25 protein-coding genes are annotated in these 23,511 nt (G+C 64.5%); 18 read left to right on the top strand and 7 right to left on the bottom strand.

All coding sequences use genetic code 11. The annotated features are described in order from the left end of the window. Positions 1 to 44: 44 nt before the first annotated feature. The 4 genes from OSH12_RS23595 (at position 45) to OSH12_RS23580 (ending at position 3,789) form a co-directional block, all read left to right on the top strand. Positions 45 to 1,853, top strand: a complete 1,809-nt coding sequence (locus OSH12_RS23595; protein ID WP_266346089.1) for a cbb3-type cytochrome c oxidase subunit I — start codon at positions 45 to 47, stop codon at positions 1,851 to 1,853. After that, positions 1,850 to 2,554 (top strand): cytochrome c oxidase subunit 3, encoded by a 705-nt coding sequence (locus tag OSH12_RS23590; RefSeq protein ID WP_266346088.1) that lies wholly within the window; start codon positions 1,850 to 1,852, stop codon positions 2,552 to 2,554. Before OSH12_RS23595 ends, OSH12_RS23590 begins: the two co-directional genes overlap by 4 nt. A gap of 101 nt (positions 2,555 to 2,655) precedes the next feature. Further along, positions 2,656 to 3,393: a heme-copper oxidase subunit III family protein gene (locus OSH12_RS23585; protein ID WP_266346087.1), complete on the top strand. Its 738-nt coding sequence runs from the start codon at positions 2,656 to 2,658 to the stop codon at positions 3,391 to 3,393. Between the two features lie 9 nt (positions 3,394 to 3,402). Then, positions 3,403 to 3,789 carry a cytochrome C oxidase subunit IV family protein gene (locus tag OSH12_RS23580; protein ID WP_266346086.1) on the top strand — a complete coding sequence of 129 codons (387 nt, stop codon included), beginning with the start codon at positions 3,403 to 3,405 and terminating at the stop codon, positions 3,787 to 3,789. 120 nt (positions 3,790 to 3,909) lie between these two features. On the opposite strand, the gene OSH12_RS23575 is transcribed toward OSH12_RS23580, so the two are convergent. From OSH12_RS23575 to OSH12_RS23565, 3 genes are all read right to left on the bottom strand, one after another. Next, complete coding sequence (locus OSH12_RS23575) at positions 3,910 to 4,239, bottom strand: BrnA antitoxin family protein (protein WP_266346085.1); 330 nt, start codon at positions 4,237 to 4,239, stop codon at positions 3,910 to 3,912. Positions 4,240 to 4,353: 114 nt separating this feature from the next. Continuing rightward, entirely contained in the window at positions 4,354 to 5,523 is a 1,170-nt protein-coding gene (locus tag OSH12_RS23570; RefSeq protein WP_266346084.1) for a cystathionine gamma-synthase, read from the bottom strand. Further along, on the bottom strand, positions 5,520 to 6,944 hold the full coding sequence (locus tag OSH12_RS23565) for a pyridoxal-phosphate dependent enzyme (RefSeq protein ID WP_266346083.1): 1,425 nt from the start codon (positions 6,942 to 6,944) through the stop codon (positions 5,520 to 5,522). The genes OSH12_RS23570 and OSH12_RS23565 overlap by 4 nt, the downstream gene beginning before the upstream one ends. 306 nt (positions 6,945 to 7,250) lie before the next feature. Between OSH12_RS23565 and OSH12_RS23560 the strand changes: the two genes are divergently transcribed. The 14 genes from OSH12_RS23560 (at position 7,251) to OSH12_RS23495 (ending at position 20,128) form a co-directional block, all read left to right on the top strand. Then, positions 7,251 to 8,561 (top strand): ABC transporter substrate-binding protein, encoded by a 1,311-nt coding sequence (locus OSH12_RS23560; protein WP_266346082.1) that lies wholly within the window; start codon positions 7,251 to 7,253, stop codon positions 8,559 to 8,561. Between the two features lie 312 nt (positions 8,562 to 8,873). Beyond that, the gene (locus OSH12_RS23555) at positions 8,874 to 9,731 is read left to right on the top strand and encodes a carbohydrate ABC transporter permease (protein ID WP_266346081.1); all 858 of its coding nucleotides are present in this window, start codon (positions 8,874 to 8,876) and stop codon (positions 9,729 to 9,731) included. Next, positions 9,728 to 10,594 carry a carbohydrate ABC transporter permease gene (locus tag OSH12_RS23550; protein ID WP_266346080.1) on the top strand — a complete coding sequence of 289 codons (867 nt, stop codon included), beginning with the start codon at positions 9,728 to 9,730 and terminating at the stop codon, positions 10,592 to 10,594. The genes OSH12_RS23555 and OSH12_RS23550 overlap by 4 nt, the downstream gene beginning before the upstream one ends. After that, complete coding sequence (locus OSH12_RS23545; RefSeq protein WP_266346079.1) at positions 10,591 to 11,493, top strand: ROK family protein; 903 nt, start codon at positions 10,591 to 10,593, stop codon at positions 11,491 to 11,493. Before OSH12_RS23550 ends, OSH12_RS23545 begins: the two co-directional genes overlap by 4 nt. Beyond that, entirely contained in the window at positions 11,490 to 12,233 is a 744-nt protein-coding gene (locus OSH12_RS23540; protein WP_266346078.1) for a GntR family transcriptional regulator, read from the top strand. The genes OSH12_RS23545 and OSH12_RS23540 overlap by 4 nt, the downstream gene beginning before the upstream one ends. 48 nt (positions 12,234 to 12,281) lie before the next feature. Continuing rightward, on the top strand, positions 12,282 to 13,067 hold the full coding sequence (locus tag OSH12_RS23535; RefSeq protein ID WP_266346077.1) for an SIS domain-containing protein: 786 nt from the start codon (positions 12,282 to 12,284) through the stop codon (positions 13,065 to 13,067). Between the two features lie 524 nt (positions 13,068 to 13,591). Beyond that, positions 13,592 to 13,783 (top strand): hypothetical protein, encoded by a 192-nt coding sequence (locus tag OSH12_RS23530; protein ID WP_266346076.1) that lies wholly within the window; start codon positions 13,592 to 13,594, stop codon positions 13,781 to 13,783. A 49-nt stretch (positions 13,784 to 13,832) separates the two neighbouring features. Continuing rightward, complete coding sequence (locus OSH12_RS23525; RefSeq protein ID WP_266346075.1) at positions 13,833 to 14,246, top strand: OsmC family protein; 414 nt, start codon at positions 13,833 to 13,835, stop codon at positions 14,244 to 14,246. A 250-nt stretch (positions 14,247 to 14,496) separates the two neighbouring features. After that, a complete protein-coding gene (locus OSH12_RS23520; RefSeq protein ID WP_266346074.1) occupies positions 14,497 to 16,092 on the top strand; it encodes an ABC transporter substrate-binding protein in 1,596 nt (531 codons plus the stop codon). Next, positions 16,093 to 17,172: an ABC transporter permease gene (locus OSH12_RS23515; RefSeq protein ID WP_266346073.1), complete on the top strand. Its 1,080-nt coding sequence runs from the start codon at positions 16,093 to 16,095 to the stop codon at positions 17,170 to 17,172. Next, complete coding sequence (locus tag OSH12_RS23510) at positions 17,169 to 18,035, top strand: ABC transporter permease (protein ID WP_266346072.1); 867 nt, start codon at positions 17,169 to 17,171, stop codon at positions 18,033 to 18,035. The genes OSH12_RS23515 and OSH12_RS23510 overlap by 4 nt, the downstream gene beginning before the upstream one ends. Further along, a complete protein-coding gene (locus tag OSH12_RS23505; RefSeq protein WP_266346071.1) occupies positions 18,028 to 18,870 on the top strand; it encodes an ABC transporter ATP-binding protein in 843 nt (280 codons plus the stop codon). The genes OSH12_RS23510 and OSH12_RS23505 overlap by 8 nt, the downstream gene beginning before the upstream one ends. After that, on the top strand, positions 18,867 to 19,583 hold the full coding sequence (locus OSH12_RS23500; protein WP_266346070.1) for an ABC transporter ATP-binding protein: 717 nt from the start codon (positions 18,867 to 18,869) through the stop codon (positions 19,581 to 19,583). Before OSH12_RS23505 ends, OSH12_RS23500 begins: the two co-directional genes overlap by 4 nt. A 35-nt stretch (positions 19,584 to 19,618) precedes the next feature. Then, positions 19,619 to 20,128: a heme-degrading domain-containing protein gene (locus OSH12_RS23495; RefSeq protein ID WP_266346069.1), complete on the top strand. Its 510-nt coding sequence runs from the start codon at positions 19,619 to 19,621 to the stop codon at positions 20,126 to 20,128. Between the two features lie 308 nt (positions 20,129 to 20,436). Here OSH12_RS23495 and OSH12_RS23490 read toward each other — a convergent pair whose 3' ends face one another. From OSH12_RS23490 to OSH12_RS23475, 4 genes are all read right to left on the bottom strand, one after another. After that, positions 20,437 to 21,303 carry an RNA polymerase factor sigma-32 gene (locus OSH12_RS23490; RefSeq protein ID WP_266346068.1) on the bottom strand — a complete coding sequence of 289 codons (867 nt, stop codon included), beginning with the start codon at positions 21,301 to 21,303 and terminating at the stop codon, positions 20,437 to 20,439. A 253-nt stretch (positions 21,304 to 21,556) separates the two neighbouring features. After that, the gene (locus OSH12_RS23485) at positions 21,557 to 22,153 is read right to left on the bottom strand and encodes a CarD family transcriptional regulator (RefSeq protein ID WP_266346067.1); all 597 of its coding nucleotides are present in this window, start codon (positions 22,151 to 22,153) and stop codon (positions 21,557 to 21,559) included. 470 nt (positions 22,154 to 22,623) lie between these two features. Beyond that, on the bottom strand, positions 22,624 to 22,962 hold the full coding sequence (gene fdxA / locus OSH12_RS23480; protein WP_266346066.1) for a ferredoxin FdxA: 339 nt from the start codon (positions 22,960 to 22,962) through the stop codon (positions 22,624 to 22,626). A gap of 119 nt (positions 22,963 to 23,081) precedes the next feature. Continuing rightward, a complete protein-coding gene (locus tag OSH12_RS23475) occupies positions 23,082 to 23,507 on the bottom strand; it encodes an RNA-binding S4 domain-containing protein (RefSeq protein WP_266346065.1) in 426 nt (141 codons plus the stop codon). Positions 23,508 to 23,511: the final 4 nt, after the last annotated feature.

Genomic DNA, 23,511 nt, shown 5'->3' with positions numbered 1-23,511 from the left:
GAGCCGGGATGCGGCCGCCCCGGAAGGCAGCGGGGTGACGGCTCATGGTCGATGTCACGCATGGCGGACCCACTTCTGGGGCGTCGACCGGCGTCGCGCCGGGGTTCGAGATCGGCGAACTGGACCTCTATCATCCGAAAAGCTGGGTGACGAAATACGTCTTCTCGCAGGATGCCAAGGTCATCGCCATCCAGTACGGGCTGACGGCGATGGCGATCGGGCTGGTGGCGCTGGTCTTGTCCTGGCTGATGCGGATGCAACTCGCTTTTCCGGGCCTGCTGCCCTTCATCGACGCCGACCACTATTACCAGTTCATCACCATGCACGGCATGATCATGGTGGTGTACCTGCTGACGGCGCTGTTCCTCGGCGGCTTCGGCAACTACCTGATCCCGCTGATGCTGGGCGCGCGGGACATGATGTTCCCGTATCTGAACATGTTGAGCTACTGGATCTATCTGCTCGCCGTCCTGGTGCTGGCGGCCGGGTTTTTCGTCCCCGGCGGTCCGACCGGGGCCGGGTGGACGCTCTATCCGCCGCAGGCGATCCTCGGCAATACGCCGGGCCACCAATGGGGCATCATCGTGATGCTCGTGTCGCTGATGCTGTTCATCATCGGCTTCACCATGGGCGGGCTCAACTATGTCGTCACCGTCCTGCAGGGACGGACGCGCGGCATGACCCTGATGCGGATGCCGCTGACGATCTGGGGCATCTTCACCGCCACGGTGATGGCGCTGCTCGCCTTTCCGGCGCTGTTTGTCGGTGCCGTGATGATGCTGTTCGACCGCCTGCTCGGCACCAGCTTCTTCATGCCGGCGATCGTCGAAATGGGCGAGCAGACAGCCTATGGCGGCGGCAGCCCGATCCTGTTCCAGCACCTGTTCTGGTTCTTCGGCCATCCCGAGGTTTACATCGTTGCGCTGCCGGCCTTCGGCATCGTCTCCGACCTGATCAGCACGCATGCGCGCAAGAACATCTTCGGCTACCGGATGATGGTCTGGGCGATCGTCGGCATCGGCGCGCTCTCCTTCGTCGTGTGGGCCCACCACATGTATGTGAGCGGCATGAATCCGGGTTTTGGCTTCTTCTTCGCCACGACGACGCTGATCATCGCCATCCCGACCGCGCTCAAGGTCTATAACTGGGTGCTGACGCTGTGGCGCGGCGACATCCATTTCACCCTGCCGATGCTGTTCGCGCTCGGCTTCATCGTCACCTTCCTGAATGGCGGGTTGACCGGGCTTTTCCTCGGCAATGTCGTCGTCGACGTGCCGCTGTCCGACACGATGTTCGTGGTGGCGCATTTCCACATGGTGATGGGCGTCGCGCCGATCCTCGTCATATTCGGCGCGATCTATCACTGGTATCCGAAGATCACCGGCCGGATGCTCGACACCACGCTCGGCAAGATCCATTTCTGGGTCACCTTCCTCGGCGCCTATCTGATCTTCTTCCCGATGCACTATCTCGGCCTGCTCGGCGTACCGCGTCGCTACTTTGAAATGGGTGAGACGGCTTTCGTGCCGCCCTCGGCCGCCACGCTGAACGTCTTCATCACCATCACCGCGCTGGTCGTCGGCGCGGCGCAGATGCTGTTCCTGTTCAATCTCGCCTGGAGTTTACGGCATGGCCGCGAGGCCGGCGGCAATCCGTGGCGGGCGACGACGCTGGAATGGCAGACCCCGGAGACGCCGCCGGCGCATGGCAATTGGGGCGCCGAGCGGCCGACCGTCTATCGCTGGGCTTATGATTATTCGGTGCCGGGTGCGGCGGAGGATTTCCTGCCCCAGAACCAGCCGGGGCCGGATCCGGTCGTGCCGGGCCACGCCATTGCGGAGGGCGCACGATGAGCATCATCCTGCTTTTCCTCGCCGCCATCGTCGCCGTCGTGTTCGCATGGCTCTGGCGGCATGGCATCCTGGCCAAGCCCTGGCTCGAGGTCGGAGTCGCCGGGGGCTATCCGGTGACCGATCCCTCGGCGGCACGCGTCGCCAAGGTCGCGCTCGGCGTCTTTCTCGCCGTCATCGGCTCGCTGTTCGCCCTCACGGTCAGCGCCTACCTGATGCGCGCCAGCCTGGGCGACTGGCAGGCCGTGCGGACGCCCGGCATCCTCTGGGTCAATACCGGCGTGCTGGCGTTGAGCAGCCTGGCGCTTGAAACGGCGCGGCTCGCCGCCCGGCGTGGCGACATGGCCGGAGTGCGGGCCGGCGTACTGGCGGGCGGCGCGACGGCGATGCTGTTCCTCGTCGGCCAGTTGATCGCATGGCGGCAATTGAACGCCGAGGGCTATTACCTCGCCTCCAATCCCGCCAACGCCTTTTTCTATCTGATCACCGCGCTGCACGGCGTGCATGTGCTGGGCGGCCTCGCGGGGCTCGGCCGCGTCACCTGGCGGATGGAACAGGGCGCCGGCGTTGCCAGGCTTCGGCTCGGTGTCGATCTCTGCGCCATCTACTGGCATGCGCTGCTGCTGATCTGGCTGGTTCTGCTGGGGCTGCTGACCAACTGGGTCGGCGACTTTGTCGCCATCTGCCGTCAGTTGCTGACCTAGAGCCGTTCAGAAACGCTGAACGGCTCTAACTCTTTGTTTGATCGCGTTTTCTTCACGCGAACCGGTGCCCACTTCGCTCGAAAACGCTCCAGGAGGAACGCATGACCGATCATGTGGTGGATCTCCCTCCCTCGCCGCCGGCCGGTCAACGGATCGCCCCGGCGAGCGGCTGGCGCGGTTTCGTCAGCGACTGGGCCTCCGACCAGACATCCTTCAAGGGTGTCTCGTGGGGGAAGGCCATGATGTGGGTCTTCCTGCTCTCCGACACCTTCGTCTTCGGCTGCTTCCTCGTTGCCTATATGACGGCGCGGATGTCAACGACGGTTCCCTGGCCTAATCCGAGCGAGGTGTTCGCGCTGACGATCGGTGGTCAGTCTGTGCCGCTGATCCTGATCGCCATCATGACCTTCGTGCTGATTTCCAGCAGCGGCACCATGGCGCTGGCCGTCCACTATGGCTATTTGCGCGATCGCCGGAAGGCTGGCGCGCTGATGCTGCTGACGGCGCTCTTCGGGGCCTGCTTCGTCGGCATGCAGGCGTTCGAATGGACGAAGCTGATCCATGAGGGCGTGCGGCCGTGGAGCAATCCGTGGGGGGCGCCGCAGTTCGGCTCGACCTTCTTCATGATCACCGGCTTCCACGGCATGCATGTCAGCTTCGGCGTGCTGTTCCTGATCCTGATGGCGCGAAAGGTGCTGCGCGGCGATTTCGACACCGGCCGGCGTGGCTTCTTCACCAGCCGCAAGGGGCGCTACGAGGCCGTCGAGATCATGGGCCTCTACTGGCACTTCGTCGATCTGGTCTGGGTTTTCATCTTCGCCTTTTTCTACCTTTGGTAGGAGGTTCGCATGTCCGCGACGACCGTTCACGCCGACCCGCACGCCAATCCAAACGTCAGCAGCGACGCGCCGGTTGCCGACGAGGCGCACCAGCACCATCCGGTTCGGCTCTATTTTGCCGTCTGGGGCTGGCTGTTCGTCCTCAGCGCCTGCTCCTACATGGTCGATTATATCGGCCTGCAGGGTTGGCTGCGCTGGACGCTGATTGTGCTGTTCATGCTGCTGAAGGCGGGGCTGATCGTCGCCATCTTCATGCATATCGCCTGGGAGCGGCTGACGCTGATCTACGCCATCCTGCTGCCGCCGCTGCTGGTGCTGGTCTTCGTCGCCATCATGGCGTCGGAGGCGAACTACACCTTGTTGACGCGGGTTCTGTATCTCGGCGGCGGCCCCTGAGCCGCCTGACGCCGGGAGCACGCTTCTCGCCTCTCCTCGAAGGCAGGAGAACTGCGAACCCCTCCGCCGAAACAAGAGCCGCGCGAATTGCTTCGGCGGCTGTTGTTTCACGTGAACCGATCAGGCGGGAGCGAGCGGCGGCCGGCGCTTGACCGCGCTGCGCGCCCGCAGGCGGGCCCGCTTCTTGGCCTCGCGCGAGACGTGGCGATTGACGACCAGATTGAGCGATTCGTTGATCGACGCCCGCCAGTCGTCGCCGACTGACTGGAAGTGCTCGATCACCCGATTGCTCAAGTCCAGCGTGACGGGCGTCACTATCGCAGCGTCCGCGTCGGCCTTTCGCCGCCGCGCCGGAATCTTTGCCGGGCTATGGGGTTGCGCGAGCGCCGTCCCGTCGCCATCGGGTGCCGGAACGGGCTCCGTATCCAAAGAGTTCGTCGAATCAGTCATGGCCGCCTCGGTGTCGAAGTTAATCTTCTACACCGACCATGACGTAACGTCATGGATTGCGCATTGATCTAGGTCACACCCCCTCCGCGGTCCCCATGACCGCGGTGCTTTCTGTCACAGCAGCGCTTGGGCGATGTCCTGGATCAGGTCGTCTGCGGCTTCGATACCGGCTGAAATCCGCACCAGCCCGTCAGTGATGCCGAGGGCCTCGCGCTGCGCCAGCGGGATCGAGGCGTGGGTCATCGTCGCCGGGTGTTCGATCAGGCTTTCGACACCGCCGAGGCTCTCGGCCAGGGTGAACAGCCGCACGCGTTCGAGGAAACGCTTCGTGCCGGCAAGGTCGCGGTCGAATTCGACGCTGATCATGCCGCCAAAGGCATGCATCTGCCGTTTGGCGATGGCGTGCTGCGGGTGGCTTTCGAGGCCGGGATAGAGGACGCGGCGCACATCCGGCCGCGATTCGAGCCAGCGGGCGATGGCGAGCCCGTTTTCCGAATGCCGCTGCATCCGCAGCGCCAGGGTCTTCAGCCCTCGCAGGGCCAGAAAGCTGTCGAACGGGCCGGAGATGGCGCCGACCGCATTCTGCAGGAAGCGGATCTGGTCGACGAGTTCCTGTTTTGGCCCGACGACGACGGTGCCGCCGATCATGTCGGAATGGCCGTTCAGATATTTGGTCGTCGAATGGACGACGATATCGATGCCAAGCTCCAGCGGGCGCTGGATATAGGGGCTGGCAAAGGTGTTGTCGGCCACCGTGATCAGGCCGCGCCGCCTGGCAAGCTGCGCCACGGCTTCGAGGTCGATGATCCGCAGCAGCGGGTTGGTCGGCGTCTCGATCCAGAGCAGTTTCGTCTCCGGCCGGATCGCCGCCTCAATGGCGGCGAGGTCGGTGAAATCGACAAAGGTCACCTGAAGCCCGGCCGTGCGCTTGCGCACCTTGTCGAGCAACCGGAACGTGCCGCCATAGAGATCGTCGGTCGCAACGATGTGGTCGCCGGCGGAGAGCAGCTCCAGCGTCGTCGCGATCGCGGCCAGGCCGGAGGCGAAGGCGAAGCCGGCCGTGCCGCTTTCCAGATCCGCGATGGCTCGCTCGAAGGCGAAGCGGGTCGGGTTTTGCGAGCGGCCATATTCAAAGCCCTTGTGAACGCCCGGGCTGTCCTGCGCAAACGTGGAGGTGGCATAGATCGGCACCATTACCGCGCCCGTCAGCGGATCATGGCTCTGGCCGCCATGGATCGTTCGCGTTTCGAAGGCGAGCCGGTTCGGCTTCAGGGGCTTGTTCAAAACGCTAACCTCTCATGATTGATCAGGTCCATCCGGGTGATGAGACCGACGAACTCGTCGCCGTCCAGGACGATGGCCACTTCGTTGCGTTCGAAGACCGGCAACAACGCCTCGACCGGCTCGTCGGCCTGCAAGGTGTTGAGCGATGTCACCATGGCGTCGCGCACCGAGGCGCTGAACTTGCCGCGGCCATTGTGTTCGTCCGGCCGAAGCCCGCCCAGAACGTCGCTCTCGTCGATCAGGCCGATCAACGCGCCATGCTCGATGACCGGCAATTGCGAAACGTCGGCGGAGCGCATTCGCGCATAGGCGGTCGAAAGCGTGTCCTCCGGCGATACCGTCACCGTGCCGCCTTCGGCAAAGCCCCGGGCGACGAGATCGCGCAGATTGCCATGGCGAATTTTCTCGATCAGGCCCTGCTCGGCGACCCAGACGTCGTTGAAAACCTTCGACAGATATTTGTTGCCGCTGTCGCAGACGAGGGTGACGACGCGCTTCGGCTCCTTCTGCTCGCGGCAATAGCGCAAGGCCGCCGCCAGCAGCGTGCCGGAGGAGGAGCCGGCGAGGATGCCTTCCTGCTCCAGCAGGGCGCGCGCGGCGGCGATGCTCTCGCGGTCGGAAATCGTATAGGCGCGCGACACCAGAGAGAGATCGGCATTCGGCGGCACAAAGTCCTCGCCGATGCCCTCGACGGCCCAGCTTCCCGGCTCGATCGTCTCGCCGGTCTCCACCAGCGGCGCCAGGATCGAGCCTTTCGGATCGGCCAATACCATTTTCGTCTTCGGCGAGACGCGCTTGAAATAGCGGCCGATGCCGGAAAGCGTGCCGCCGGAGCCGACGCCGACGACGATCGCGTCGACGTCGCCATCGAGCTGCTCGAAGATCTCGGGCCCGGTCGTCGTCTCATGGGCGTGCGGATTGGCCGGGTTGGCGAACTGGTTGACGAAGAAGCCGCCGACCTCCTCGGCGATGCGGGCGCCCATGTCCTGGTAATATTCGGGATGGCCCTTGCCGACATCGGAACGGGTCGTGCGGACATCGGCGCCGATGGCGCGCAGATGCTGCACCTTCTCGCGCGACATCTTGTCGGGCACGACGAGGATCAGCTTGTAGCCCTTCGGCAGCGCCACCTGCGCCAGACCGAGCCCGGTATTGCCGGCCGTCGCCTCGACGATGGTACCGCCCGGCTTCAAGCTGCCATCGGCCTCGGCGGCGGCGATCATCGACAACGCGATCCGGTCCTTGATCGAGCCGCCCGGATTCTGGCTCTCCAGCTTGACGAACAGCTGGCATGGCCCGGTGTCGAAGGTGGTCAACTCGACGATCGGCGTGCGGCCGATCAGGTCCAGGCTGGAGCGGACGGGACGGGGCAGGGGTGTCGAGGAACGGGCGGCTTCGGGCAGGGCGGATTGGTCGGTCATGGATGATCTCCCCATGGCGCACGGATAGCGAACTGCCCTCAGGATGTGGGGTTGCGACTGCCATCGGCAAGGCCGGGCGTTCTCTCGATCCGGCGCCCCGCGCAAAATCCTGCCCGTCGGTTCGGCTCCCGACCTGTCGGTATTTTCGGCATTTGCGGCGCTACGGCGCGGATCCTGGCAACTCGCCCGCGTGACACCGAAAAGGCGGCTTGCCGATTTCGAAAAGTCATTATAACGTCCTTACGTCATAATGAAAAAAGACGGCCGAAACACCGTCGGACCGTCGGCATTGAACGGAGGGGTTCCGTGACGATCAGACCTTTGATGGGCTTGTTCCTGGGTTCCGCGCTGGCCGCTTTCTCAAGCGTTGCCATGTTCTCGAATGCAGCTTGGGCAGAAGACGTGACCGTGTCGTTCCTGACGCATTGGCCGCCGGAGACGGTCGCCAAGCTGGAGGCTGCCGCTGCCACCTACGCCAAGGATCATCCGGGCGTGAAGGTGGAGGTTCGCGCCGTGCCGTTTGGCGATCTGCTGACGACGCTGCGCTCGCAGGCCGGCCAGAGCGGCGGCCCGACGATCACCGGCATCTATGATCTCTGGCTGCCGGAGCTGGCGCGCGACAAGCTCGTCAACGCCGCGCCGGAGGCAAGCGCCACTGACGTCACGACCAACTGGCCGAAGGGCGTGGCGACGGCCGCCAGCGTCGGCGGCACGGTTTATGGCTATCCCAACGAGATCGATGTCTACGCGCTCAACTACAACAAGAAGCTGTTCGAGGAAGCCGGCATCAAGGAAGCGCCGAAGACCTGGGACGAGTTCTATGCCGCCGCCGAAAAGCTGACCAACAAGGACAAGGGTCAGCAGGGCTTTGGCATGATCAACTCGTGGGCGGCGGGCGTCGTCCACCCCTTCGCCTCGCTGCTCGCCTCCAATGGCGGCGCACTGGTTGTCGACGGCAAGCCGCAGCTCGACAGCGACAACGCCAAGGCGACGTTCGAGCTCTACGAGAAGCTGATCAAGTCCGGCGCCTCGGTTGCCACCATGGGCACCGCCGACGCCAACACCACCGGCCCGTTCCTGGATAATTTCGTGTCCGGCAAGACCGGCATGATCATCATGGCGAACTGGTGGGAGTCCGCTCTGAAGGCCGGCATGGGCGACCGCTTCGCCGATATCGCCACTGCGCCGATCCCGGTCGGCCCGAAGGGCGATGGACCGCACTCGATCTCCTATTCCTGGATGACGGTCGTCTCTGACGGCGCGACAGACGCGGAGAAGAAGGCGGCCTGGGATTTCCTCGCCTGGTTCAACGGCCCGACCTCGGGCGAGAACGGCGCATCCGCCATGGGCGATCTGCTGCAGTCCATGGGCATCCTGCCGTCGCGCACGTCTGACGTCGCGGCCTTCGCCGAGCGCCTGAAGACGCCGTTCCTGGCCGGCTATGTTTCCGTGCTTTCGGAAGCCCGCCCGTTCCCGACCGTGCTTGGCGGTCAGGAATTCACGGAATCGCTGCAGGGCCATATCGAGGCGGTGCAGTTCGGCAAGGAGACGGCAGCGGAAGCAGCAGCCGGCGCCCAGGCCGACGCCACAGCCATCCTTGAGAAGGCGGCGCAGTAGACGCGCTGGTGTCCCTCTGTCGTCATCCCGGGCTTGACCCGGGATCCATTCAGCCGACTGCCTTGGGACGCTGAATGGATCCCCGCTTTCGCGGGGATGACGGAGGAGGAATCCCGACTCCCTCGCCCGCTTGCGGGAGAGGGCTGGGGTGAGGGCCTTGCTTGCAGAGCCTGAGCCCGAACCAAGCGCCACACGAAGACCCTCGCCAAACCCTCTCCCGCGACCGGGAGAGGCAGGTCGAGTCACGCCCAGGGCTGTCATGAACAGAGAACACGCATACCGATGAGCGGATTTCGAAAATCGATCGTGGCCATGCTCGCGCCGAGCCTGGGGTTGATCGCGATCTTTGTGCTGGTTCCGATCGCGCTCACGATCTGGCTCGCCTTCACGAAGTGGTCGTCGCAGACGCCGTTCTCGACCGCGACCTTTATTGGCTTCGACAATTTTCGCGAGATTTTTGGGACGAGTTCCGTTGGGCGCGACTTCAAGGGAGCCATGGTCAACACGGCGCTCTATTCGCTGCTCTCGATCGCCCTGCTGCTGCCGCTTTCCGTGCTGTTCGGCATGCTGATCCACCAGGCGGAGCTCAGGGGCGCCAACATCCTGCGCACCATCCTGTTCGCCACCTACATGGTGCCGATGATCGCCGTCGCTCTGGTGTTCTCAAAGCTCTATTCGCCGACGGAAGGGCCGTTCAACCAGATCCTGTCCTGGGTCGGAATCGGCCCGCAGCCCTGGCTTTCCTCGCCCGATACGGCGCTGGTTTCGGTCGTTTTGCTGAATGTCTGGCAGCAGGTCGGCTATTTCACCATCCTGATCATCGCCGGCCTGACCCAGATCCCGCACTCGATCTATGAAGCGGCCAGGATGGACGGCGCGCGCGGGCCGTCGCTGTTCGGCTTCATCACGCTGCCGCTGCTGAAGCGCACGCTGCTGTTCTCGGCCGTCATCGCGCTGATCAACGCCGTCCAGGTGTTCGAGCCGGTGGCGCTGATCACCCAGGGCGGGCCGGTCGGCTCGACCAATGTCATGACCTATCACATCCGCCGCGTCGGCATCGAGCGGGCCCAGGGCGGGCTCGGCTCGGCCATGTCGGTGACGCTGCTGCTCGCGCTGGTCGTCACGGTGACCGCCGTCTTTGCCTTGGCCCGCAGGGAGGATCGGCGATGAGCGTTCCCGCTACCGCTTCTTCCCCGGGCGCAAGCTCGCCCGCATGGCGCGCGATCCTTTATCTGCTGATGATCGGGATCGCCGTCGCTTCCGCTTTCCCGCTCGTCTGGATGGTGCTGTCGAGCCTGAAGACGCCGGCCGAGGCGATGCAGACCCCGCCGGTCTGGATTCCCGGCACGCCGACGCTCGACGCCTATACCAAGGTGTCGGATCTCATCAGCGTCGGCCGCTCTTTCGCCAATTCGGCTGTGATCGCCGGCATCACCACGGCGGGCATCCTCGTCACCTCGCTGATGGCGGGCTACGCCTTCACAAAATACCGCTTCCGCTACCGCGAAGTGCTGTTCGCGATCACGATCGCGACGATGTTCCTGCCGCCAATCGTGACGCTGATCCCGCTCTATCGGCTGGTCGGCTCGATCGGCCTCAATGCAAGCCTTGCCGGTGTCATCCTGCCCAACCTCGCCAACGCCTTCGGCATTTTCCTGATGCGCCAGTTCATCGCCGGCGTGCCGGACGAACTGGTCGAGGCGGCGCGGCTTGATGGCGCTTCGGAGTTCCGCATCGTGTTCACGATCGTCGCGCCGCTGGTCGCGCCGGCCCTGGCGGCGCTCGCTCTGTTCGCCTTCGTCTATCACTGGAACAGCTACCTCTGGCCGCTGACTGTCCTGCAGGGCAACACAAACGATTATCCGATCGTCATCAGCCTGGCGCGGTTGCTTTCCTACAATCGCTCGGCGGTGAACACGAACCTGGTCATGGCCGGCGCCACGCTCGCCGTGCTGCCGCCGCTGATCCTGTTTGTCTTCCTGCAACGCTTCTTCGTCCGCACCATCACGGCAACGGGAATGGGGGGCCAATGAGCACCGTTCCTCACGTTTTGGCGCTGGATCTCGGCGGTACCAGCCTTCGCGCCGGCTTTTCTCCTGTCGACGCGCCGGCCGAACTTGGCCATGTCGAGCGCTTCCCCGCGCCCGAAACGGGCGAGGCGTTGCGCGAAAAGGTCTTGGACTTGATCGCCGCGCGTCCGGATGCTGCGGCGCTGGTCGGCATCGGCATCACCGTTCCCGGCCTTGTCGAAGGCACGGTCGCGCGCTGGGTGCCGAACCTGCCGTTGCTCGACGGCGTCGATCTCGCTGATCTGCTGGGTGAAGCTGGCGTTCCGGTCGCAGCCGGCAATGACGCGCAGATGGCAATGCTGGCCGAGGCGACGCTTGGCGCTGCGAGCGGCCTCGACGATGCGATCCTGCTGGCAATCGGCACTGGCATCGGTTCGTCCGTGCTCTCTGGCGGGCGCATCGTGCGCGGCGGCCGGGGCGCGGCCTGCTCGTTTGGCTGGGCTTCCGCTGACACATCCGATCCCGGCGAAGACCGCTCCGGCTGGCTGGAGCGACAGGCCGCCGGGCGTGCGCTCGATAAACTTGGCCATGACGCCGGTTTTGCCGATGGCGCGGCGCTGATCGAAGCGGCGCGGGCCGGCGACCGGGACGCGAACCTCGCCATCCACCGGGTCGGGACGGCGCTGGGAACGACGCTTGCCGGCGCCGTGGCGCTGCTCGATCCGCAGGCCGTGCTGCTCGCGGGCGGTGTTTCCGATGCCATCGATGTGCTGGGCCCTTCGCTCCGCGCGGCGTTGACGCGGAACCTGCCGCCGCATTTGAGAGAAATCCTGATCCGGCCGGGCCATTTCGGTCCGCGCGCCGGCCTTGTTGGTGCTGCCGTGGCCGCCGGCCTTGGGCCGGAATGGTGGAGGGTCCGATGACCGAAAACGCAATGACATCCCTCGACCGCAGCCGTCCGGAGCCGCTCTGGCACCAGGCTGAGCATGCCATCCGCGCCCGTATCGAGGCTGGCGAATGGCCGTCCGGTTCGCAGATCCCGGCCGAGGATCGGCTCTGCGAATGGCTCGGCGTCAGTCGCATCACCGTGCGCCATGCGCTGCGCAATCTCGAAGCCCTCGGCTTGCTCCGCCGAGAGCATGGCCGCGGCACGTTTGTCCGCAGCGCCACGGTTGTGGCCGGTGCGCGCGGCTTGACCAGCTTTTCCGATGAAATGGCGGCGCTGGGCCTGACTGTCGGCTCGCGCATGCTGGCGCAGGAGATCGTGCCGGCGAGCGCCCGGGTCGCGGCGGCGCTTGAGATCGAGGAAGGCGAGCCCGTCGCGCTCGTCCGTCGGCTTCGGCTCGGCAACGGCTCGCCGATCGGCGTGCAGACCGCGCACCTCCGGCTCGACCGTGTCCCCGGCCTGCTCGACGAGGACCTTTCGGGCGGATCGCTCTACGGCCAGATCGAGCGCCGCTACGGCATCAAGCCGACCGAGGCGACGGAACTCTACCGTGTCGGCGCTGTCGGCCCGGAGGATGCCGAATTGCTCGAAATCGCCGCCGGCAGCCCCGCCTTCATCGTCGAGCGCCTCGCCACCGACCCGCGCGGCCCGATCGAATTCACTCTCTCGACCATGCGGGGCGACCGCTACGAGATCCGTTCCACCCTGAGGATCTGACGGCCGCGCCGCATTCCTTTTCCCAAAAACACTCCAAGGAGACGACTCATGACCGATTTCTACCTGCACAGGCTGATCAAGCTGATCGAGACCGCCGGCGCAGCCAATGACGCGGGCCTTACCGAAGCCGCCAAGCGCTTCTCCGAATCGCTGGCGCAGGGCGGCCTGATCCACCTGTTCGGCTCGGGCCACTCGGTCCTGCCGACCCAGGAAGCCTTTCCGCGCTACGGCTCGTTTGTCGGCTTCAACCCGCTGACCGATCCGCGCGTCATGTGGCACAACGTGCTTGGCGCCGGCGGCGTGCGCGAACTGCTCTGGCTGGAGCGGACCGAGAACTACATCGACAAGTTCCTCGATCACCAGCCGCTGAATGCAGGCGATTCGATCATCATCTACTCGCATTCCGGCACCAACTCGGCCGGCATCGAGACGGCGATGTACGCCAAGAAGCGCGGCTTGTTCGTTGTCGCCGTCACCTCGAAGGCGAACGACAAGCCGGCCAAGCACTCTTCCGGCAACCGCCTGAAGGACGTCGCCGACATCGTCATCGACACCAACTCGCCGGTCGAGGACGCCATCGTCCCGATCGAGGGCTGGAGCCGTCCGGTCTCGGGTTCCTCGACCGTTCTGGCGATGGTGCTGACGCATGAGTTGATCGCCCGCACCGCTGACGCGCTGTCGAAGAAGGGCCTCGAGCTGCCGGTCTTCGCTTCGCCGACCATCGAAGGCGTGACGCTGCACGACACCGACGTCATCTACGGCATCTACCGCGAGAAGATGCTGGAAGCGCAGCAGAAGCACCTGGCAACCTTCCAGGAAACGATGAAGGGCTGAGCGTTTCGCTCCATCCTTCTAGCGCCGTCTCGACGCCGCGAACCTCCGGGTTCGCGGCGTTTTTTGTTGGCCTTCGGTCCGCCCGTTTGGGTCTCAAATTGTGCGTGCCGAGTCCCAGCACGATGGTGCACCTGCCTCTTGCCGTTCCCCACGCTCGCCGTCATCCCGGCCCCCGAGCCGGGACCCATGCAGCCGAGGCATGGAGAGGCTAGCTCACCGGAAGCCCGGCTGAATGGGTCCCCGCCTTCGCGGGGATGACGCCGGAATGGGATTGGGAAGATGGCCTGTTGGCCCTGCCTGGCGGACGTGTTTTCGCACAGGCTGCCGATCCAAATAACGCGAAATGGATCAGCATCTTGTCCGTATTTCCTCAGGACACTTACACGACCAACTTTGTCGGGTTTATTGACAGGCGGCTTCATTTCGGGAAATCTCGGGTCTGACCGGGCTGTTCTGCTTCGGTCAACGAGCGACGGAGACGTGCCGGCCGCCTGCTTCTGCGGCGCATTCCTGGGAGAAACCCGATGACACTAGCCAACGATGTTCCTTCCGATCTTCCCCGTTTTTTCTCGTTCTTTCGAGCCGCCGATCCGAAGGTTGCTCGAGATTCCGAGCCCTCGCAGCGTCCTGACCAGGTGCTTGACGGCGACAAGGCAGACGACGCCGACACCACATCCGACCTCGTCTGGTCGCTTGCCTATTGGCCGTGGCTGTAGCACTCGAAAGGGGGCCGGCGGTGATCGGCTCCTTTTTCAAGGATGCAGCATGAACGCGACGATCCGGACCCGCTCCGTGGGGGCCACAGCCTCGGCAAGCCGCGACGGCCTGCCGGAAGTCATCAGCGAAACCGGCGGCAAGCTGTCGGTGGTGACGCGGCCCTCGGCCGAAGGGTTCAATCCGCTCGACCTGCTCGCGGCGTCGCTTTCGTCCTGCATCGTCCTCAGCGTCCAGATCGCCGCGCGCGGCGAGGGATGGATCGGCGAAATCGACCAGGTGACAGCCAAGGTCATCCCGGAAAAGGCAAAGGACGGCCTTTCGCGGGTTGAGCGCTTCGTCACCACGGTGACAATCGAGGGCCCGCTCGACGCGGCGAAGAAGGCCAAGCTGATCGAGGCGGCCGAGACGATCTGCACGATCTCCAACACGCTGCGCACCGGCGCCACCGTCGTCACCGACTGACAGCGCCAAACGCCATTTGCGCCGACTGAATTGTTTCGTCGGGAGCCGGCCGTTTTCCGGCTGCGTTGCGTCGGGGCGTCGAGACAAGGTCTGAATTCACACCGCGCCGGACACTTCGCGGTGTTTTTTTCACCATCTATTCAAAAATCGAAACGACGCCCGTTGCGGGCGGACGCGGCGGATGGTTCCATGCCCATCAATTGGGGGAGCGGCTGGCTTCCGGCCGCCCGCATGGAACAATGAGGACCTCATGACCATCCGCTTCCTATCCGCGACGGCGCTTGCCGGCGCGATTGCCCTGAGCAGCCTGTTCGTGGCGCCGTCCCAGGCCGCCACGCCCAAGGATCTGCTGATCGTCGCCCAGGCGATCGACGACATCGTCAGCCTCGATCCGGCCGAAGGTTTTGAGCTGACCTCGGTACAGTCCTTCAACAGCCTGTATCAGCGGCTGGTGCAGTCGAACCAGACCGAGCCGACCAAGCTCGATCCGGTGCTGGCCGAAAGCTGGGTCGTGGCGCCGGAAGGCAATGCGATCACCTTCAAGATCCGCGAAGGTGCGACCTTCTCGTCCGGCAATCCGGTTCGCGCCGACGATGTGATCTATTCGCTGTCGCGGGCGGTGAAGCTTGGCAAGTCGCCGGTGTTCATCCTGAACGAGCTCGGCTGGTCGGCCGATAATGTCGACACCTTCCTGACCAAGGTCGACGACAACCACGTCAAGGTTTCCTGGCCCGCCAAGGTCGGCCCGTCCTTCGCCCTCTCGATCCTTTCCGCGCCGGTCGCTTCGATCGTCGACCAGAAGGAAGTCGAGGCGCACGCCAAGGATGGCGATTTCGGCAATGCCTGGCTGCACACGGCCTCGGCCGGCTCCGGCCCGTTCAAGATCCGCGCCTACCAGCCGCATGAAGCGCTCGTGCTCGACGCCAATGCGACGTCGCCGACCGGCGCGCCCAAGCTCAAGGGCATCATCTTCAAGAATGTCGCCGATCCGTCCGCGCGCCGCCTGCTGATCGAGCAGGGCGATGCCGACATCGCCCGCGATATCGGCGCCGACCAGATCGCCGCCCTGACCGGCAAGCCCGGCATCAACGTGCTATCGGCGCCTTCCGCCGAGGTCGATTTCCTGGGCTTCAATGCCGCCAGCAAGACCAATCCCGACACGAAGAACCCGGCGCTCTGGGAAGCCGCGCGTTGGCTCGTCGATTATGAGGGCATTGCCAAGAACCTGCTCAAGGGCCAGTCAAACGTCCACCAGGCCTTCATTCCGAAGGGCTTTGCCGGTTCGCTCGACGATACGCCGTTCAAGCTCGACGTCGAGAAGGCAAAGGGCATCCTGAAGGCCGGCGGTCTCGACAAGGGCGTGACCGTCAAGCTCTCCGTGATCAACCAGCCGCCCTATACCGACATCGCCCAGGCGCTGCAGGCGACCTTCGCGCAGGCCGGCATCAAGCTGGAAATCGAGCCCGCCGTCGCCAGCCAGTTCTATTCGACGCTCCGCTCGCAGGGCCACGAGGCGGCTCTGGCGTTCTGGATCCCGGACTATTTCGACCCGCATTCCAACGCCAGCGCCTTCGCGCTCAATCGCGATGATGGCACCAAGACGGTTGCCTGGCGCTATGGCTGGAGCATTCCGGAGCTTTCCGAGAAGACCCAGGCCGCGGTCGAAGAACAGGATGCGGAGAAGCGCGCGGCGGATTATAAGGCTATTCAGCTTGAGGTTCAGCAGAAGTCGCCCTTCGTCATCCTCCTGCAGCCGAACAACCAGATCGTGCTGCGCGATAACGTCAAGGGCTTCGTCCAGGGCCTCAATGCGGACCAGGTCTATTTCGCAGGGGTCGAGAAATAAGTGACAGATACCGGCGGCCGGCTGGCGGCCCCTGAGCTTCTTCCCCGTCGGCCTCGCGGCCGGCGGGGACTTTCGTTTTTGTCTGGCGTCGCCAATTGGCTGGTCACGCTGGCGATAACTCTGCTTGGCCTTTTGGTCGTCACCTTCGCGCTGGCCGAGCTTTCGCCCGCCGATCCGGCCCTGCATCTGGCCGGCGACAAGGCGACCGAGGCGACCTATCAGGCGGCGCGCAAGACGCTCGGCCTCGACGATCCGCTGCCGCAACGCTTCGCCACTTATGTTGGCGACGCGCTCACCGGCGATCTCGGCACGTCCTGGTCGACCAACCAGCCTGTCTTCAGCGACATTGTGCGCGTGTTTCCGGCAACGCTGGAACTCGCCACCGTCGCCATCCTCTTCGGCGCGCTGCTCGGCGTGGCGCTTGGCGTCGTGGCCGCGCTCCGGCCGGGCGGGCTCGTCGATGGCCTCGTCCGCATCGTCTCGCTGATCGGCTATTCGGTGCCGATCTTCTGGCTCGGGCTGCTGTTCCTGCTGCTGTTCTATGCAAAGCTGCATTGGGCCGCGGGCCCCGGCAGGCTCTCCGACATCTACGCCTATACGATCACGCCGGTGACCGGCTTTTACCTGATCGATACCGCGATCTGGGGCGAGGAGGGGTCGTTCCTCGATACGCTGTCGCATCTCGTGCTGCCGGCAACCGTGCTCGCCATTCACTCGCTCGCCTCGATCTCGCGGCTGACGCGGGCGAGTTTGCTCGGCGAACTCGGCAAGGAATACGCCGTCGCGGCGCGGGCCAAGGGCGTCGGCGAGGTTCGCCTGATGCTGACCCATCTCCTGCCCAATGTCGCCGGAACCGTGCTGACTGTGATCGCGCTTGCCTATGCGACGCTGTTGGAAGGCGCGGTGCTGACCGAAACCGTGTTCGGCTGGCCGGGCCTTGGCCGCTACATGACGACGGCGATCTTCGCCTCCGACATGCCGGCCGTGCTCGGCGGTACGCTCGTCATCGGCGTCTGCTTCGTGATCGTCAACGCGATCACCGACATTCTCGCCCGCATCGTCGACCCGAGGCTGTCATGACCAATCTTCCGCTGACGGTCGCCGTCGCCCCCAACCGGCTTTCGCTGGCCAAATTCGCGCGCCGCTCGCCCTCCGCCGCCATCGGCGCGACGCTCGTTATACTGATCCTTCTGGTCGCGCTGTTCGCGCCGTGGATCGCGCCCTATGACCCGATCGCGCAGGATGTCGCCAATCGTCTGGCGCCGCCCTCCGCCGCGCACTGGTTCGGCACGGACGGCTTTGGTCGCGATCTGCTCTCGCGGCTCCTTTACGGCACGCGGCCGACCCTGATGCTGCTCGCCATCGTCATCCTGCTGACGACGCCGGTCGGCATTGCCATCGGCATCATCGCCGGCTTCTATGGCGGCCTCGTCGAGCGCGTCCTGATGCGCATCACCGATATCGCCATGGCGTTCCCGAAGCTGGTGTTGGCGCTCGCCTTCGTCGCCGTTCTCGGCGCCGGCCTCGTCAATGGCGCGCTGGCGCTGGCGTTGACCGCCTGGCCCGCCTATGCGCGGCAGACCCGGTCCGAAACCGTCGCGCTGCGCAAGAGCGACTATCTGGCGGCGGCCGAAATGATGGGCATCACCGGCCCGCGCCTGCTGCTCGGCCATGTGCTGCCGCTCGTCCTGCCCGGCGCGATCGTCCGCATGGCGCTCGATCTCGGCGGTATCATTTTGATCGCCGCCGGCCTTGGCTTCCTCGGCCTCGGTGTCCGGCCGCCGACGCCGGAATGGGGCGCGATGGTTGCCGATGGCACGCAGGTGATCTTCGACCAGTGGTGGGTGGCGGCGACGCCGGGCGCGGCGATCCTCCTGACCAGCTTCGCCTTCAATCTTTTGAGCGACGGGCTCCGTGACTTGATGGACCCGCGCAATGGCTGATCCGACTCTTCTCAACGTCGAAAAACTCTCCGTCCGCTTCCCGTCCGATCGTGGCCCGGTCGAAGTCGTGCATGGCATCTCGTTCGCGATGGGCGCCGAAAAGCTTGGCCTGGTTGGCGAATCAGGCTCGGGAAAGTCGATGACGGCGCGCGCGCTGATCGGGCTGGTGGCAAAACCCGGCCGCGTCACAGCTGACCGGCTGACGCTGGATGGCGAGGATCTGACCGCGCTCACGCCCCGGCAATGGAAGCATTGGCGCGGTTCGAAGATCGGCCTCGTCCTGCAGGATCCGAAATTCGCGCTCGATCCGGTGATGAGCATCGGCCGCCAGGTCGAAGAGCCTTTGAAGCTGCACACCGCCGCCAAAAAGGCCGAGCGGCGCGAGCGCGCGCTGGCGATGCTCGAAGCTGTCGGCCTGCCGGATCCGCTCCGCGCCTATCATTCCTATCCGCACCAGCTTTCCGGCGGCATGGGCCAGCGCGTCATGCTGGCGACGACGCTGATTGCCGAGCCGCGCCTGCTGATTGCCGACGAGCCTACCTCTGCGCTCGACCGCGATCTTCGCGACCAGGTGCTCGACCTGATGCTGAAGCTGGTCGACGAGCGGCAGATGGGCCTGATCCTGATCAGCCATGATCTCGACCAGGTGGCGCGCTTCTGCGACCGGGCGCTCGTCATGTATCGTGGCGATATCGTCGACCGGTTGCCGGCGTCCGAACTGGTCAACTCGCAGCATCCCTACACCAGGACGCTTTGGGCCTGCCGACCTTCGCCCGAGACGTTCGGCACGATGCTGCCGACGCTCGACCGCGTCCGCCTGGAGGCCGGCGCATGAGCCTCGTCGATATAAGCGATCTCAATGTCACGTTCCGCGATCAGGACGTCGGCCGCCATATCCTTCGGGGCATCGAGCTTTCGATTGGCGATGGCGAGACCTTCGGCCTGCTCGGGCCATCCGGCTGCGGCAAGTCCACGCTGCTGCGGGTCATCGCCGGCTTGAACCGCGACTGGCACGGTTCGATGTCGCTGCTCGGGCAGGCTGTGCCGCCGCGCAGGCGCTTTACGGGCAAACTGCGCCAGCAGGTGCAGATGGTGTTCCAGGATCCCTATGCCTCGCTGCATCCGCGCCACAAGATCGGCCGCGCGCTGCGCGAGCCGCTCGTCGTCAACGGGCTCGACAATCCGGACAAGCGCGTCGCCGAGGCGCTGGCCGAGGTCGGCTTCGGGCCGGATGTCGCGGGGCGCTATCCGCATCAGCTTTCCGGCGGCCAGCGCCAGCGCATCGCGATTGCCCGCGCGCTGCTGCTGCGGCCCAAACTGCTTCTGCTCGACGAGCCGACCTCGGCGCTCGACATGTCGGTGCAGGCCGAGATCCTGAACCTGCTTGTCACGCTCAAGGCGCGCTTCGGTATGAGCTTTGTGCTGGTCAGCCACGATCCGGACGTCATCGGCCATATGTGCGACCGCGCTGCCCGCATGGCCGAGGGCCAAATTGCCACCACCTTTGACCGGGCGGCTCTTGCGGCCGGCGCTGCCGCCGCGCGATGATCGCGGCCACATTGGATCGACAAGCGGGGACGGATATGAGCGACGACCAGGCATTGCTGCAGGAACTTCTCGATCAGGAAAAACGGCTGGTCTTCGATCGCTTCGACAATGATACCGCGATTGCGCTCGGCCAGAAGATCATCGACCGGGCGCGGCGCGACGACCTCTCCATCGTCGTCGAGATTTCGCGCGGCGAGCAGCGGCTGTTCTATTGCGCGCTGGCCGGCACCTCGGCCGACAACGAATTCTGGGTCGCCGGCAAGACGGCGGTCGTTCGCCGCTATGGCCATTCCTCGTTCTACATGGGCCAGAAGGCACGCGTGAAGGGCGTCGATTTCGCCACCGCGCAACTGGTCGACCCGCACAAATATCTGCCGCATGGCGGCGCTTTCCCGATCATGGTCCGCGATGTCGGCATGGTCGGCACGGCAACCGTCTCGGGGCTTCCGCAGGCGGATGATCACAAGCTGGTTGTCACCGTGATCGAGGAAATGCTGGAGGAACTGGGTCTTGGCGAGAGCCGCGCCGAGGTCTGGACGGCTTAGCAGGTCTCCGCGGCACGGGCTGGCTTTCTGAGCGGGCGTGAAGGCGCTTTATCTTGGTGCGCCTGCAGGTGGCACACCGCGCAAGTCCCACCCTCGCCGTCATCCCGGCCACCGAGCCGGGATCCACTCAGCCGTGGCGTTGACCAGCTCTGCATTGCGGGAGACGTCCCACCCGGCCGGACCATGGATTCCTGCTTTCGCAGGAATGACGGCCTTGCGGCGTCGAGGCTCGCGCTACGATCGAATGGATTTGGCTACCCTCTCCCTCGGATAGCGAGGTGAGAGTAGCGAAATCCGGTCGATCCGTTTCACACGAAGCTGGCCCGATCCGGGTGGTCGCGTAGCAGGGCGGCCTTCAGCTTCTCGATCGCCCGGCTCTCGATCTGCCGTACGCGTTCCTTGGAAATGCCCAGCGTCTCGCCGAGCGATTCCAGCGTTGCGCCATCCTCGCGCAGGCGACGCTCGCGCAGAATGCGCACTTCGCGGTCCGACAACGCGCCCATCGCCTCGTTCAGCCAGACGACGCGCCGTTCTGTGTCGATCACGTCGCCGACCGTCTGGTCAGGCAGCGGCATGCTGTCGACGAGAAAGTCCTGGCGATCCGAGGTCGAGGATTCGGTGTCGTAGATCGGCGCGTTGAGGGAGGTATCCGAGCCTGAAAGCCGGGCGTCCATCAGCGCGACGTCATTGGTAGAGACCCCGACCGCGATGGCGATCTGCTGGTAGATCTGGTGATTGGGGACCGCGACCGACCCTTGCGAGAGCTTGGCGCGCAGCCGGCGCAGGTTGAAGAACAGCGCCTTCTGGGTCGAGCTGGTGCCGCCACGGACGATCGACCAGTTGCGCAGGATGTAATCCTGGATGGAAGCGCGGATCCACCACGTCGCGTAGGTCGAGAAGCGGACATCGCGGTCCGGCTCGAACCGGGCGGCGGCTTCCAGCAGGCCGACATGGCCTTCCTGGATCAGGTCGCTCATCGGTAAGGCAAAATGCCGGAACCGGGCAGCAATCGCGATGACCAGCCGCATATGCGAGGCGGCGAGACGATGCAGGGCCGCCTGGTCCTTGATGTCGCGCCAACGGATGGCGAGGTTCTTTTCCTCGTCTCGCTCCAGATAGGGCGCCTGCATCGCCGCCTTGACGAATTGCCGCCCGGAGATCGCCGATGTGCCCATGCGACCTACTCCTGTTTATGGAAAGCTTCGTGCGCCCCACGTGCATCTAAGGGGCAACCCTACGCTCGCGTTCCACAAAGGCACGACACATTGGTGTGATGCGACGATCGTGGCAGCAGGATCGGTGACGCTAGCGTGCCGTAACTCCAGGGTTTCTGCGCGAAAACGTCAGGGAACATATGTTGGTGGTGGGCCCAAAAAAGAAACGCCCGGCGGAGCCGGGCGTTTCAATAACAAGCTGGAAGTGCGCAGATTATGCGGCTTCGTCGTGCTTCTCGTCGTCGGTGTCGACTTCGGCAACGGCTGCCTCTTCATCGGCCTTGCCGCCGCGCTTCGGGCTCTTGGCAAGGTTCTGCTCGATCTGACGGACCGCTTCGGTCTCGGAGATCTCGCTCACTGCGGCGATTTCGCGCGACATGCGGTCGAGAGCGGCTTCATAGAGCTGGCGCTCGCTGTAGGACTGCTCGGGCTGGGTGTCGGAACGGAACAGGTCGCGGACAACTTCCGAGATCTGGATCAGATCGCCGGAATTGATCTTCGCTTCATATTCCTGGGCGCGACGGCTCCACATGGTGCGCTTGACGCGGGCGCGGCCACGGATGGTCTCGAGAGCCTTCTTGACGGTGGTGGCGTCCGAAAGCTTGCGCATGCCAACCGTCGCGGCCTTCGCGACCGGGACGCGCAGTTTCATCTTGTCCTTTTCGAAGGAAATGACGAAGAGCTCAAGCTTGATGCCGGCCACTTCCTGTTCCTCGACGCCGACGATCGAACCGACGCCATGCGCCGGATAGACAATCTGTTCGCCGGTCTTGAAATCGGAACGCAGAGTGGTCTTCTTGAGGGTGGCCATACGCGTATTAACTCCGTTAAATTGGCGGGCCTGGCTCGCCAAGCCAAACCGGATTCTGACGAAACCCGTCTCATCCATGGCAAACGCTTTCCCGAACCGGTCCCGGAACTTGGTTCCGGAGGCGACCCGGTCGGGTCCGCTCATCCACTGTCAGCCGATCAGGAAAACACTCATCCCGATATGGGGATCCGCACGCGCGCAATCAACATCGAAGACAATGCACCGCCGCCGCGCTCTATTGTCGCGGCAGGACGACTTTTGGCTTCAATGTTGAGGGTTATTCACGAACGAAACACCAGAACGGTGCGGTTACGCCGTAAGTGGTTACCGACTGTATTTGTATATATATCACAAAATACCCCAAAATCAAAGCGTTGCCGTCGCGGTGCGCGGGCGCACCTCGGGGCTGGTCTTGATGGCGGGTATCGGATCCGCTCAGGCGTCGGAAGGAACCCGGCTGGAAAGCCGGCTCAGTCGCCTTCGCCGGGAGCGGCGGAGAAATGCGTCTCGAGCTTGTTGGCCACGCCGTCGAACTCGGCAGCATCAGCCGGCGCATCCTTGCGAACCGTGATGTTGGGCCACTTCTCGGCGTATTCGGCGTTGAGCTTCAGCCACTTCTCGAGGCCAGGCTCGGTGTCCGGCTTGATCGCCTCGGCCGGGCATTCCGGTTCACAGACGCCACAGTCGATGCACTCATCCGGATGGATGACGAGCATGTTTTCGCCCTCGTAGAAGCAGTCCACGGGACACACTTCGACGCAATCCGTGAATTTGCACTTGATGCAGTTGTCGGTCACGACATAGGGCACATTCGTCTCCTCGGGCGAGCACGCTCCAAGCTCGCCGCCGCGCTTTGGGTAAACGCTTTAGCCGGAACGCGCAAGGATCGCCGATGCGGCATCCAGCCTGCCGGGCTGAATGAATTTCCTCAATCTTCGTCGTCGTTTGGAAAATTCTCTCTAGAGCCATTCGAATTCTCGCCAAGACCGTTCGACGAGAAGGAATGATACGCATCCAGCGCCCGGCGATCGCGCTTTGTCGGCCTCGGGCCGCCGCGCACGACCGGCTCGGTGAGAACCGCCGGCGGGGTCAGGTCTTCATACAGAAGCTGCGCTTCGGGGGCGGGACCCCGGCGCGTGCCGGGGTCGAGGATTTTAACGACGCGAATCTGGCGTTCGAGCGCCAGCGTCAGCACATCGCCGGGCCGCACGAGGCGGCTCGACGAATCGATCTTGTCGCGATTGACGCGGACCTTGCCGCCCGTCACCAGCTTCTGGGCGATCGAGCGGCTCTTGGCGAAGCGAGCAAACCAGAGCCATTTATCGATACGCTGGCGTCCGGTCTCCTCGCTCATCGCT

Origin of the sequence: Kaistia terrae, assembly GCF_026344005.1 — a bacterium.
GTDB lineage: Bacteria > Pseudomonadota > Alphaproteobacteria > Rhizobiales > Kaistiaceae > Kaistia > Kaistia terrae.
Note: the sequence above shows the minus strand (reverse complement) of the source record. Positions and strands in the feature narration are given on the sequence as shown.